General features: G+C 37.2%; 8 protein-coding genes. 6 read left to right on the top strand and 2 right to left on the bottom strand.

Features of this window, described 5'->3' with window-relative positions; all coding sequences use genetic code 11:
* The first annotated feature begins 16 nt into the window (after positions 1-16).
* The 5 genes from ME5_RS09265 (at position 17) to ME5_RS09245 (ending at position 9,288) form a co-directional block, all read left to right on the top strand.
* Positions 17-1,612: a tryptophan 7-halogenase gene (locus ME5_RS09265; RefSeq protein ID WP_008040498.1), complete on the top strand. Its 1,596-nt coding sequence runs from the start codon at positions 17-19 to the stop codon at positions 1,610-1,612.
* Between the two features lie 98 nt (positions 1,613-1,710).
* Positions 1,711-3,078, top strand: a complete 1,368-nt coding sequence (locus ME5_RS09260) for a TolC family protein (protein WP_245256560.1) — start codon at positions 1,711-1,713, stop codon at positions 3,076-3,078.
* A gap of 16 nt (positions 3,079-3,094) precedes the next feature.
* Positions 3,095-5,278, top strand: a complete 2,184-nt coding sequence (locus ME5_RS09255; protein WP_008040496.1) for a type I secretion system permease/ATPase — start codon at positions 3,095-3,097, stop codon at positions 5,276-5,278.
* A 4-nt stretch (positions 5,279-5,282) separates the two neighbouring features.
* On the top strand, positions 5,283-6,452 hold the full coding sequence (locus tag ME5_RS09250) for a beta-barrel domain-containing protein (RefSeq protein WP_008040495.1): 1,170 nt from the start codon (positions 5,283-5,285) through the stop codon (positions 6,450-6,452).
* 313 nt (positions 6,453-6,765) lie between these two features.
* Positions 6,766-9,288 carry a hypothetical protein gene (locus ME5_RS09245; RefSeq protein ID WP_245256524.1) on the top strand — a complete coding sequence of 841 codons (2,523 nt, stop codon included), beginning with the start codon at positions 6,766-6,768 and terminating at the stop codon, positions 9,286-9,288.
* Positions 9,289-9,372: 84 nt separating this feature from the next.
* Here the strand turns inward: ME5_RS09245 and ME5_RS09240 are convergent, their stop codons facing one another.
* Both ME5_RS09240 and ME5_RS09235 read right to left on the bottom strand, forming a co-directional pair.
* Entirely contained in the window at positions 9,373-11,457 is a 2,085-nt protein-coding gene (locus ME5_RS09240) for a catalase (protein WP_008040493.1), read from the bottom strand.
* 249 nt (positions 11,458-11,706) lie between these two features.
* Entirely contained in the window at positions 11,707-12,168 is a 462-nt protein-coding gene (locus ME5_RS09235; RefSeq protein ID WP_008040492.1) for a TspO/MBR family protein, read from the bottom strand.
* 357 nt (positions 12,169-12,525) lie between these two features.
* On the opposite strand from ME5_RS09235, the gene ME5_RS09230 reads away from it, so the two are divergent.
* A complete protein-coding gene (locus ME5_RS09230) occupies positions 12,526-14,166 on the top strand; it encodes a Na+/H+ antiporter (RefSeq protein WP_008040491.1) in 1,641 nt (546 codons plus the stop codon).
* The last annotated feature ends 396 nt before the right edge of the window (positions 14,167-14,562 follow it).

The following is a 14,562-nucleotide window of genomic DNA, read 5'->3' as shown; positions in this document are numbered from 1 at the left end:
TTTGGAGTTGAGTACTTTGATTGATTTAAGACAAGCAAAACGTTTAGCTATTATTGGTAGTGATATAGGGGGGTGGTTTGCTGCTCTGACGCTTCGTCGTATATTTAGTTCTGCTGTTGAAATTGTTGTCTTTGAAGATCCCAAAAAAACTGACATTGGTATAGGTGAGGGTGGATTGAATAATCTTATTCAATCACTCAACCGTAATAAAATCGATGTCGAAGAATTTGTTCGTGAAAGTGGTGCGACATTTAAACTAGGGACATCTTTTGAAGGGTGGAGAAATGGCGAAAAAAGCGATGTTTTTTATCATCTTTCACCTATGATTGGAGAACAAGTTCAAGAACTTGAATTCATAGCCTTTGGGATCATGCCTCTTCTTGCCGCACGTGTTTCCGCTGGGGCAGATTTGCATAGTTTTTTTCCAGGTTTTTCGCTCATTCAAGACAATGCTTCCCAGATTGAAGCACGCGCTGTTTTAGCAACAAAAAGAAGTGGTCTTGCACCATCTTATCATTTTCATCATCAAAAAGCAGAACAATATCTTAAATCTGTCGCTTTAAAACGTGGCATAAAACATCGTCTTATGAAAGTTGATAAGCTTCTTTTAACCTCAGAAGGTTTGACGTATGCATTAAAGGTCGAAGGCGAAGAAGTTGCGGTTGATTTTGTGGTAGATGCTTCTGGTTTTAAACGAATAGCTATGGGTGAAACCTACAAAGAAAAATGGCAGTCGTTTAAAGATTTTCAAATCTTGGATCGAGTGTTACCTTTTTCCACCGCACATCCTCAAAAGAATCCAGCATTACTCACCAATGCTGTGGCAATGAGTTCTGGTTGGATGAGTCAAATTCCACTTCAAGATCAAGTCAGTGCATCTTATATTTTTTCAAGCAAACACATAAGCGAAGATCATGCGAGAAAAGAAATCGAGCATTATGTTGGCCATGATATTACACCTATGGGTTTAATAAGATTTGATCCAGGAAATTTTGAAACTGCTTGGCGCAAAAATGTTTTAGCCTTGGGCGCGGCATCAGGGTTCATTGACTTATTAGAAGCAACATCAAGTGGACAAATGTTTGAACAGCTCCGAAATGTTGAAAAGGTGTTCATCGATGGAAGAGGGGTCATCGGAAACAATATTATAGATTCTTTTAATCGATCTAATAACGAGGGCTGGTTGGGGCTTATTGATTTTTGCCGTATGCATTTTGAAGGCGGACGTGATGATACAAGATTTTGGAAAGATGTTTCGAAATTACCCCGTTCTGATCGATATCAAGAATTGCGTGCCTGTTTTGATCATCGTTTGCCACGTATGTTGGATATTGAAAACTATATTGGTCATGGTTGGGCGCCAATTTTTCATATGGTCAATTGGCTTTTGGTTGGTGCGCCATTAAATTTGATTACAGCGCGTGCAGGAGCATCTGAATTATTAGGATTGCCAACATCATTGCGTGAGCAAATCACGCCTTATATGTCGCGATTACAAAATATGGGTCTAAATGGGCGCAACAATATGAATGATTTTCAAGATTCAGAGCTTATACGATTAATTATGTCAGGTGATATGCGCGAAACTGATTATCAGCAAAGATTGGGTTGATAGAAATTATGACCATTTTTGCAAAAATAAAAAAACACATTTTTAATACGAAAAAACATAACTTATCGCAAGTTCATTTGCGTTTTTCATCATGTATTGTGTTTTTGTTGTCAGCAACAATCATTAGTGGTTGCACACCACAAAAATCACGTATTGTCCGTCATGTTCCAGCAACACAAATTAATGGCTCTGGTGTAAATGGGACGCAAGAAAACAATACAAAGAAAATACGCGGACAAACAAAGACAGTTGCAATACCAGGAATTACTTTGCAAAATGCCGTTGGTGTTGCTCTGGCGCGTCATCCAGATATTGGACGTGCAACCGCAGTCGTGGCTCAAAGTAATGCGCAAGTGGCTATTGAACAATCTGCTTGGTATCCGACACTCGAATATGGTGTTAATCCTGGTTATAGTCGTTATGGAAGTAATAACACAAATAATGATAATAACGATGTCAATGTTACGGGAACGATTGGTGTCAATCAGCTCATTTATGATTTTGGTCGCACATCAAGCAGAGTAGGAGTGGCCCGAGCGACATATGAAAAACAACAACATCTTTTAAATGATACGATGGAGAAGGTGGCTTCTGAAATGGCATCTATCTTCATAGAACTTTCTGGCGCGCAGGAAACTATAGAAGCAGCCAATCGTGAAGTTGCCGCTTTGACAGGAACACGCGATAAAATATCGCAGCGTGTTCGTGCAGGACTTTCTGATGTTTCAGACCTTAATCAAGCTGATGTTGCTATGCAAAGAGCTAAAGCTGATCTTTTGGCTGCACAAACCAAATATGATGTGGCTGCTGGACGCTTTGCAGAAATGACAGGCATTCGCCCTCAGCGGGTTGCAAGTTTAAATGATACAACAAAATTTATTGAAAATTTAAGACGTAGCTCAGATAACATTGATGATACACCATCAGTATTAGCTGCCACTGCAGAAGTTCATGCTGCTGAGCAGCGTTTGAATCTCGCGAAAGCAAATCGATTTCCATCGGTCAGCCTTGGTGTTAGTCAATCAAAAGCGTCAAGCAATCGAAATGTTGCCAATGATAGCACTTTTGTTGGTCTTCAACTTAGTGGTCGTTTTTCTATTGGCAAGCGTGAAAAATATCAAATTGAAGCCTCTGATGCAGAATTGCGTGCTGCAAAGCAAGCGCGTGATAATGACCTTATGACAACACGTACCACATTAGGTTCAGCAGAAACAGAAAGTTCTGGTGCTGAAGCGCGTATGAGCAATGCACAAGAAATGATAGGGTTGTCCTTATCTTCACGGGATCTTTATTGGCAACAATATACGCTCAATAAACGGCCACTGACCGATGTGGTGAATGCTGAACGCGATACATTTATTGCCGAAAGTGATTTTATCCTTGCCCAGACTGATCGTCTTACTGCGCGTATAAAGGCGTATACAGCTGTTGGGCAATTTGTTGCACGTATCCGCGAGGGTGCATAAGAAAATGGAAATTTAGATGTCTGAACAACAAACACAAAACGCACATCTTCCCATAGACGCCTGGGTCGATATCCTTTTGTTAGCGTCGAGAGATATGAATATTTCCGTCTCGTCAGAACTTGTGCGTAATGCTGCGACCTGGTCAGCTGGTCATGATAAAACGGATACAATTATTGATATTGCGTATGCATCTGGTTTGGATGCACAGTTTATTTCAGTTGATATTGATTCAATATCTGAAGCAATGCTGCCTTTTATTCTTCCGTTAAATGACGCATTAGGTTTTGTAACAGCAATTAATAAAGAGACATTAACAGCGCATTTTTGTGCCGCAAATTCATTTTTTGAGCGACAGATTTCTATACGGGATTTTTCTGATAAATCAAAAATCGATATTCTACTTCTTAGTCGTCATCAAAGGGTTCGAGGAGACAGGCTGGAAACATATATTGAGAAAAAACCAGAATCTTGGTTGCGTGGTATTTTTGCTTCAAATTGGACGATTATCGGCCAACTTTGCTTGGGATCCTTATTTGGTAATTTGTTAGCGATTGGAACATCTTTGTTTGCTATGCAGGTCTGGGATCGTGTTATTCCAGGGCGATCTATAAATACATTATGGGTTCTTGCCTCTGGCGTTGCCATAGCGCTTCTTCTTGATTTATTTATGAAAACTGCCCGTGTTGCAGTCACCGATCATTTTGGTAAACAGGCAGATTTGAAACTGTCGGCAATGTTTTACGCACGTACTTTGAATATTCGCAATGACGCACGACCTCGTTCACCTGGTACTCTCATTGCACAGTTGCGTGATTTGGATCAGATGCGTGAGCTTTTAACGTCCAGTACACTTGGTGTCTTAATAGATCTCCCTTTTGTTTTGGTTTTTTTATTTATTATTTGGTTGCTTGGTGGGCCTCTTGTTTGGGTTCCAATCGCAGCGATCCCTTTAATTATTCTTCCCGGCGTTCTTTTACAAATTCCATTGGCGAAGCTCTCTAATCAAGGTATGGATGAATCGATGCTGCGCAATGCAATTTTGATGGAATCAATTTATCGCGCTGAAGATATTAAGTTGCTGCAAGCAGAACCTCGTTTTCGTCGCTTATGGAATGAAGTCAATAAAGTGAATGGAGACATCAGTCTTAAACAACGTCGCATCGCATCTTTTTTGATGAATTTTTCGCAAATGATACAGCAATTTGCTTATATTGGTGTCATTATTGTTGGTGTTTATGGGATTTTGGATAGTCAACTTTCTTTTGGTGCAGTTCTTGCGTGTTCTATTTTAACAAGTCGTACGATAGCGCCATTGGCACAAGTTCCAGCAGTTTTAGGACGTTTGCAAAATGCGCGCGTTGGTAAAAAAGCACTTGATGGTCTGCTCACACTTCCTGTGGATCATGATGCGAATACAGATTATTATCATAAACCAAATATCCGAGGAAATTATAGTTTTGAAAATGTTCTTTATGGCTACGGTCCAGAGGAAAAACCTGCACTTATTATTCCTAAATTAAAAATTAAAGCAGGTGAAAAAATTGCTGTTTTAGGGCGTGTTGGAGCAGGAAAATCAACCTTTTTACGTATGCTTTCTGGTTTAAGTTCTCCCATACAAGGGCAAGTGCAGCTTGATGGAACACCTCTGAAAATGGTTGATATAGCAGATATTCGTCGTGATGTTGGCGCTGTCTTGCAAGAAAGCAGTTTATTTTATGGAACATTGAGAGATAATCTGCTCATTGCTAATCCGCTTGCCAATGATGAACAATTGCTAGAAGCGTTGAAATTAACCTGTGCAGATCAACTGGTTCTGAATCAACCTCACGGATTGGATCTCAAGCTTCGTGAAAGTGGCGTCGGTTTATCAGGTGGGCAAAAGCAAGCGATTCTGTTATCGCGTTTATATCTTCGTGCACCCAATACACTCTTACTTGATGAACCCACAGCTTCTTTAGATGAAGCCACAGAACTTAGTGTTTTGGAACATATGAAAAATTGGCTTGGTGATCGAACTTTGATCGTTGCAACACATCGCTATCCGGTGCTTTCATTGGTTGATCGTATTATTATGATTGAAAATGGACGTATCGTACGAGATGGTCCAAAAGATGTGCTTTTATCGAATTTAAAAACAGTCCCAACTCCCAATCAAACAGACGATGTCCAAAAACGCCGTCCTGCTCCAAGAAAGGTATAGAGTCATGGATGTCGATAGCTTGGTAAAAATACGTAATTTATCCAACCGAACGCGTTTAATGTTATGGATTATGATTGCTACAATCGGTATTTTTATAATTTGGGCATATTTTGCCAAATTAAATGAAGTTGCAATTGGAGAGGGCAAAGTAACACCTGCCTCGCGTGGTCAAATTATACAAAATCTTGAAGGGGGAATTCTTGCTGAGCTTGATGTTCGGGAGGGTGATATTGTTGAAGAGGGGCAAAAGCTTGCTTCGCTTGATCCTGCTAGAGCGCGTGCAAATGTTGAAGAAACATTAGCTAAAATTATCGCATTAAAGGCAAGAGCTGCACGGTTGGTAGCAGAAATTGATAATGAAAGTGATGTCAATTTTCCTGAAGATATACAAAATGCGCGAAATGTTATTGATCGTGAAAGAGAACTTTTTTTCACAAATCGTCAAGCGTTTCAAAGCAATGTGATGAATTTGACTGAACAGCACAAACTTGCCGAAGATGAAGTCAAAATTGCAAAACCTTTGCTTAAAACTGGAGCAGCAAGTGAGGTTGAAGTTTTACGATTGCAGCAAAATGCAGCGGAATTAACTTCAAGATTGGCGGCAACGCGAAGCGAATATTATGTTGCTCTTCGTGCAGATTATGCCAATACAATGGCTGAATTAGAACCATTATTAAAGGCAAATGAAGGTTTGAGCGATCAATTAAGTCGTACGATTATTCGTTCGCCAGCCAGAGGTATTGTTAAAGACATTCGTGTGACGACAATCGGTGGCATTGTTTCTCCGGGAGGTGTTTTGATGGAAATTGTACCACTAGGTGATCAATTACTTATTGAAGCCAGATTGAGCCCACGTGATATTGCCTTTATTCATCCTGGGCAGGACGCCAATGTAAAAATAACAGCATATGATTCTGCTATTTATGGTTCTCTTCCTGCAAAGGTTGTTATGGTTTCGCCAGACTCTATTCAAGACGATGTTGATAAAAAAATAAATTATTATCGTGCTTATGTTTTGACTGATAATAGTTACTTAACAACAAAAGATGGAAAACGTCATCCAATTATGCCGGGAATGGTGGCAATGACAGAAATAAAAACAGGTGAAAAGACAGTTTTGTCTTATTTGTTAAAACCTTTAAATCGAGCTGGTGAAGCCTTACGCGAAAGATAATTATACAATTGGAATAATCATATTTCATTCTTTTAGATCAGAACATTGTTTTTATTTTCGTTTCTTGGTTTTGCATAGATTTGTCAATTCTGTTTCGATTTGATGGCCTTGTACATGTAGAGGATATCATTTTATTATGACCAAATATGTTGCATTATTGAAAAAGGCCATTGCGCATCGGAAAAATCCGACAGCATCTTTTAGGCGTCATATCTATATTAAAGCGCGACTTGCGATTGATATGAAATTGCTAGAAGTAGAAGCAACCGATAGTGTTGTCAAGCAACATCGAGCAATGCTTGAACAAGCGATCATGGAGATTGAAACATTTTATATTTCTGAAACAATCATGGGAGAATTGAAAAAATCAGGCGCAATTGCACCACTTGATAAATCTTTTTATAATAATACCAACGAATTTGATATTGAAGATAATTTTCAAAAATTAGATGAGGTTGCCGAAAAATATATTAAAGCAAAAGATAATGAAACTTTATTAAGCAGTAAAACTGATCGTATGAAAGCACAATTGGAAGGTGCTGAAGACAGATCAGTGACGGAGCAAAAAAGTTCTTATGAAAGCCAGCTCAAATCGGATTTAACATCAAAATCTGCTTTTTCAACGAATTCTTTGACTGAAAAATTTCAACCTGAAACGGTTTCATCAAGTGCTAAAAAATATGATGACGATAAGATATTTACTCAAAAACAAATGTCACATGATCATTCTTTAGCTGAGGAAAGCCACACTATGAATGATTCTCTAAATACTGTAAAAGCGCATGAAAATAAGGATGTTTCAACCTATTCTCAACAAGAAACACGCTCTAGCCCCACTATTCACATCCGCGAACATGGTGATTTTGATATAGAATTTGCGGAAAAAAGCGATCCTTATTTTAAATACAAAGTGGCGAAGACTACAAACAAAAATGCACAATTAACTGATCTAAAACATTGTGTAAAAAGCGCTGTGGTTATAAATGAAGATCATACTTTAAAAGAACAAAGCGCTTATGTAAATGATCTTATCACAAATAAGCATGTCTATAACGTAAAATCTGTACATAATTCAACACCTATTGCGCATTCACGACATGCAAAAATTGATATTGTGAGCATTAAACAGTTTAATGATGAACAACCTTGGAAAGTTTCGCAAAATACTCAACAAGATAATTCAGTAAACAGACAATATGAAAATTTAGAAGAACAAAAATTTTATATCGATAGTGATAGTGCAATACCAAATTTTTCTATTCAGAGGTATAAAGAACCATCTCCCAAAAATGATACACAAGATATAAACTCATACTCTATGAATTCTTATGAAAACCAAACAAATGAAAGTGATGATCATAAGGATACGAAGAATCAGGAACTGCAAGAGTCTGAAAATGGTCAATTAAATAACGATGTTCAAACAAAAGTTTCACAAAATTCTCGACAGGATCAAGATTTACACCCTTTTGACACGGGTGCCTTGTCCAATAAAATATTGGAACAAGACAGTATAGTAACAACAAATAATGTGTCAGAGGCGGCTCCTTTGGTTCATGAAAAAGAACCGCGAACTTATGATCAAAATAGCACCTTTCATGAAGATCCCTTGTTAAATGATATTATAAAATCAGAAGAAGATGCTGTTTTGGCCACAGAAAAAGCGGTGGAAGAAGAATTTTTTCCTTTAGCTGATTATCATGAGAACGAAGACGAAAAAAAAAATTTTTTTGTTACTGAAGGGGCAATAAACGACATTAATAGTAGTGTTTTAGAAAACACTCAAATATATGATAATAATATAACAAAAAAATCTGATAGATTGTTGCGTGTAGAAAATGTTGCTTATGTTTTTTATGCTTTAATCAGTTTGTTTGTTGTTTTTAGTATTTACTTTATCGTGAAGTTATATTCAGGTAATGGTAATTTAAAAACTTCAGTCGCATTATCATACCAGTCTGGAGGGGAAAGTGGTAAAAATTTCTCACAATCTCAGCAGAAAATTGCCAAAATTGAAAATCATGCCTATAATAATGATGCTGTAAATTTTACAAATGTCCAACATAATGACACAATAAATGATAACGGTCAAAAACAAATACAGACATATATGCCAGCTCAAGTGAATAATGGTGAGGGGGTACAGCATTTTGCACAAACGCATAATGAGCCTGAAGTCTTTTTTAATGCACCGTTTACTCATATTGCCGCGAATGAACAAAATACTTCACAATTTTTAGCTGTACCACATTCATCCGTTGATCTTACCGCAGAACAATCATCAACGACTGAAAAAACACAGCTTATTTCTGCATTATCGACTGCCATGCTTTACGATCAAACAGAAGATAAAAAATGGAACAAAATATCATCTAGTCAAGTTAATTGGTCAGGAATTCCATTATTGGTTAGTGCTGCTGGACGACGCGAATATACTGCAAAGTCAGATACGTTATTTGCAGATCAAAATTTAGCTGCAGATATCACATTTAAAAAAAATCATGATAAAAATTTAGCTGCGAGTTATATCATTGAGTTGCGCTTTAAGTATACAGAACCTGATCAAAATAAATTTGTTACAGAGATAGATCATATAGATCTAGAAACCAATAAAATTTTTTTAAATCAAAATATCGTAGTTTCAAAATTTGATGATAATTATTTTGCAGCTGCCATATTGTTTGATCAAAACATTATGAATAATGATACAGAATTAATGAAAATATTTGAAGGGATCAATATTATATTTACCAATTCTGAGAATAAAAAATTTTTTATTTATATAGATAAGGGTATAACAGGAACTGAAGTTATTGAAAAATTGATTGAAGGATGATGAAACGTAAAGATTTTTATTATTTGTATATTTGTAAGAAAAAGGGCAATCAGGTCTTTAGAACCCGATTGCCATCATGAAAATTTATGCGCCGTCAGGACGTTTCCAAAAACGTAATGCTTTACATTGATTAAGAAAAACAGCGATATCATCACTCGATGATAAACGTAAAAATCCTTCATCCTTTCTATCCGTCATGGAAAGGGCGGAGAGAAGTTCTTCGCTTGCTTCATTATAACCGATGAATTTATAATGGGCGTAAGCATCATTGATAAAATCACGTAAAGGAGCACTTTTAGTCAATGTATCTATTTCACTCACGTTGATAATAAGTGCAACGGCATCAAATAAAACAGATTGGCCACCATCAATTTGATGATGCGCTTCAATTTTTGTCCCGTTTTTATCTTTAATACCACCAACTTTAAGCGCGATACGTTCAACATTTGCGCCTTCTTGTGTAAAGCATTTTTCGATATTTTCTAACTGTTGAGGGTCAATTCCGTCAGAGATGAAAATGCCAAGTTTGCGTCCTTTAAATGTTGAGCCGTTATTTTTAAGAATACTTAATGCATCAGATGGTTTTAAAGAATGATTAAGTGTTACTAATGTTTCAGCCGCTTTTATATTCTCATCTAGACCAAGATTTTTAGCGACAGTTTGTGCAAGATTTTCATCAATATTCATCAATTGAGATACAACTCGTTGACGAATTTTTGGAAATTCGCATTTGCTGAGTTCAAATGTCAATGCATCAATAATATGCGCTTGTTCTACAGGTGTTTGACTGATGAAAAATTGTCTTGCTTGAGAATAGTGATCGGCAAAACTTTCTGGTCTAAGTCGAGTTTTTTCACCAGATAGTTTCGCATTAAAACTTGTAAATCCTGTTTTAGGACTTTCGCGGGGTCCTGCCAATTCAGGATCCCAACTATTAGGCTCATAATTTGCACGTCCCCGAGGATTATGCATAGCCATATGTCCATCTTGTTGAAAATTATGAAAAGGACATTTTGGTGCATTAATAGGAATATGCGTAAAGTTTGGACCGCCAAGCCTTTTAATTTGCGTATCGAGATAAGAAAAGTTTCGACCTTGAAGAAGAGGATCATCGGTAAAATCAATACCTGGAACAATGTTTTGGGTGCAGAAAGCAACCTGTTCTGTTTCTGCAAAAAAATTCTCTGGCATTTTATTAAGAACTAGACGACCAACAATTTCTACAGGTAGTTCCTCTTCTGGTATAATTTTCGTTGGATCTAAGACATCAAACGCAAATTGGTCAGCCCATTCTTGATCAAAAACTTGAACGCCCAATTCCCATTCAGGATAATGACCTTGTAAAATTGCGTTCCATAGATCACGACGGTGAAAATCAGGATCGGCACCGTTAATTTTAACTGCTTCGTTCCAGATAACGGATTGAAGACCTAGTTTTGGCTTCCAATGAAACTTTACATAGGAGGATTGACCGTCTTCATTTACAAAACGGAAGGTATGAACGCCAAATCCTTCCATAAAACGAAAAGAACGTGGAATAGCTCTGTCAGACATGACCCACATAATCATGTGCATAGATTCAGGCATGAGAGAAACAAAGTCCCAAAAATTATCATGGGCACTTTGTGCTTGCGGAAAATCTCTATCAGGGGCCTGTTTCACTGCATGAATCATGTCTGGAAATTTAATGGCATCCTGAATGAAAAAAACTGGAATATTGTTTCCAACAAGATCCCAATTGCCTTCTTTTGTATAAAATTTAACAGCAAATCCACGTACATCGCGGGCAACATCGAATGAGCCTTTATTACCTGCAACGGTAGAAAAACGAACAAAAACAGGCGTTTTTTCTCCAACCTTTTGAAAAATATTCGCCTTGGTGATTTTTGTTAGAGATTTTGTTGTTTCGAAATAACCATGTGCTCCGTAGCCGCGTGCGTGCACAACGCGTTCAGGAATGCGTTCATGGTCAAAGTGGAATATTTTCTCACGAAAATGGAAATCTTCCATCAAAGCAGGACCATTAGCATTTATTCGTAATGTATTTTGGTCATCACTGACAGGAATACCTTGCTGTGTGGTTAATGTGTCATATCCCATTTCATCTGTTTGATGGATTTCTCCCCCATTGCCTAATTTCGTTTGCTTGGTCTGATTTACTTCTGACATGATAAACTCCTTCATGGACGATAAATCAAATATTGAAACTTTGTTCCATAAAAGATCGTAACATTGACATAAATTTTAATAAAACATTTTATGTATATATTTGATAGAGAGACTTTTATTTTTAGTACTTTCCCATCAAAATCTTGTGATTTCATGTTTAAATTTAATAATTAAAGTATTATGTCCTTTAAATATGATAAAAGTGATCAAGAAATAAGTATACCATCATCCTTTATATTTTAATGATTTTTATAGAATTATATTAAGGTAAATGACGCCTGCATTAAGGTAATTTGCTAGCCCGAGCCATATAATATAAGGGATAAACATAAGCGCTGAAATTCGATCCCGTTTCCAAGATAAAATGATGAAACCTGCAACGGTGATGAAAAGCACTAGACATATGAGAAGTGCTGTCTCCATCATCTTCATACCAAAAAAAACTGGAGACCAGCTGAAATTTAATAGAATTTGTATGATCCATAAGAACCAAAGCGTCTTGTGAAAGTCAATGACGTATACACGCCAACCTGCAATGGCGATCAAGACGTAAAGCGTAATCCATATTGGAGCAAAAAATGCATTTGGCGGTGTGAATGGTGGTTTATTAAGTGCTGCATACCATGAAGCAGGTGATGTCGAAAATCCAATAAATGAACCAATGCCTACGACTAAAATAATAAAAACGATAAGTAAAAACCATTTTTTCATCGTCTAATCACCATGGCGTTAATGTATTAATAAAATTTAAGAGTATGTTTATTTTAAATAAAATCATATTGGCATCAATTCTTATATTAATATAATTATTAAAGGCACTAAAATTTATTTTTTATTTCATTTTTTTGTCAAATAAATTTTAAACAAATATCTTTGTCTTTGTATTCTAAGAAAATTATAGTCTTATTTTGAATTCATAAAGGTTCAATTCTTGTTGATTTGAACGTTTATGAAGTGAATTCTTATTTATGAAATATGGTTTTTATCAAACTGGCAATAATCTATTAAGTACGCTATGATCGATTTGAAAATCTATCCAATTCAATAATTAAAGAAAGACTTTAAAAAGTGGAAACAGTCGTTCTCATATTGATTTTACTTTTAGCAGTTGTTTTAAGTGGAGCAGTTTCGCGGGCTCTTCCACTTCCTATTCCACTTCCACTTATTCAAATTTTGGTCGGTGCACTTATTTCTTTAACGGGCAATCTCGGTGTCACATTAAGACCTGAATTGTTTTTTTTACTTTTTCTTCCGCCGCTTTTATTTCTTGACGGATGGCGTATTCCGAAAGAAGGGTTAAAACGCGACAAATGGACGATTTTAGAATTGGCACTAGGGCTTGTCATTTTTACAGTTGTTGTCGTTGGCTTTATTACATATTGGATTATTCCTGGAATGCCATTAGCCGTTGCATTTGCGCTGGCAGCCATTGTCTCGCCAACCGACCCAATTGCTGTAACAGCGATTGCAAAACGTGTGCCTATTCCGAAACGTCTTATGAATATTTTGGAAGGAGAGTCTTTACTTAATGATGCGTCTGGATTGGTAAGCATGAGATTTGCTGTAACAGCAGCAATGACAGGAAGTTTTTCACTTATTGCGGCATTTGGAACATTTCTTTGGACAGCTTTGGCAGGTCTTTTTGTTGGTGTTGCGACTACTTTTTGTGTCACGTGGATTAGCAATTTTTGGAGTCGAAAATTTGGTGAAGAGACGGGTTCACTTATTTTGGTCAGTTTATTAACACCCTTTGTTGCTTATCTTGCAGCAGAACAGATTGAAGCTTCTGGAATTCTTGCAGCTGTTGCAGCGGGTATTTCAATGAGTTTTACAGAAGATAGTTTGCGTAATCTTGCTCTTACGCGTATTCGCCGTTCTGCGGTTTGGGATACGGTGCAATTTGTCGCTAATGGTGTCATATTTGTTATTTTAGGAGAGCAGCTTCCTCAAATTGTTAGTGGTGCGGCATATGTTGTGCAAGAAACAGGTCATCGTGAATCGTTTTGGTTGATCATTTATGTTCTTGCTATTTATTTAGCACTTGCTTTATTACGTTTTGTTTGGGTTTGGGTATCATTGCGCTTTACACTTGCTCAAGCTCATCGCCGTGGAAAAAAGCCGTTTGTTCCAAGTTGGCGGCTCATTGCAGCGACATCTGTTGCTGGCGTCCGTGGTACTGTGACTTTGGCCGGTGTGTTAACTTTGCCGCTATTTTTACCCGATGGGTCACTTTTTCCAGCTCGTGATTTGGCTATTTTTCTTGCAACTGGTGTTATTCTTATTTCTTTAATTGTGGCAAGTATAGCTTTGCCTTATTTTTTAAATGGTTTGGAATTTCCTCCTGAACCGTCACACCAAAAAGAGGAAGAACGTGCGCGTATGGCTGCTGCTGAAGCAGCAATTAAAGCTGTGGAACAAGCGGTGCATAATTATTGTGAGGGGCGCAATGATGTTGATCTTTATACCAATGCGGCAGCACGGGTCATGGCAACATATCGCGATCGTTTAGCGAGCCAGAGTATATCTGATGAAGATGTTGAAACCTTACATAAAGTTGATGAAATTGAGCGCAGATTGCGTTTGGAAGCTTTAAAGGCAGAGCGACAAACATATTATGCATGTGGACGTCGGCATCAACTATCTGAAGAGGCAACAAAACGCTTTATTCAAGAGGTTGATTTATTAGAAACACGTTTTAGTAATAGTTAGTTTTTTTATAAAAACTAATCTTAAACCAGCGAATATAATTGCGCTAGAAAGCACAATACGCTGAACTATAAAGCGAATTGTAACCTCTATGACTGGGATAAAAATAAAAGGAAAGCAGCAAATGCACTGCCGATGAATTAATCTAATAGTGTTGCCATTCCAATCATACCACTTGCCGCGCCACTTCTTTACGCGCGCAGAAGATAAAATAATACTTTGCTTAGGCGCGTTAAAAAAAGCCTATTCCAGCACTGCATAAATGTTTACTGATTACTAAAATATATAAAGACGTGTGTAATGACGTCATACTTAAAAGTGATAGGCCTATAACGCCTAATATCAAACCAATTGATACAAGAATAAAAGGGCAAATATGATCAGATTAGCGCCCAGTAA

This window comes from Bartonella tamiae Th239 (genome assembly GCF_000278275.1).
Taxonomy (GTDB): domain Bacteria; phylum Pseudomonadota; class Alphaproteobacteria; order Rhizobiales; family Rhizobiaceae; genus Bartonella; species Bartonella tamiae.
The sequence above is the reverse complement of the archived record's forward strand: the minus strand, read 5'-3'. Positions and strand labels throughout refer to the sequence as shown.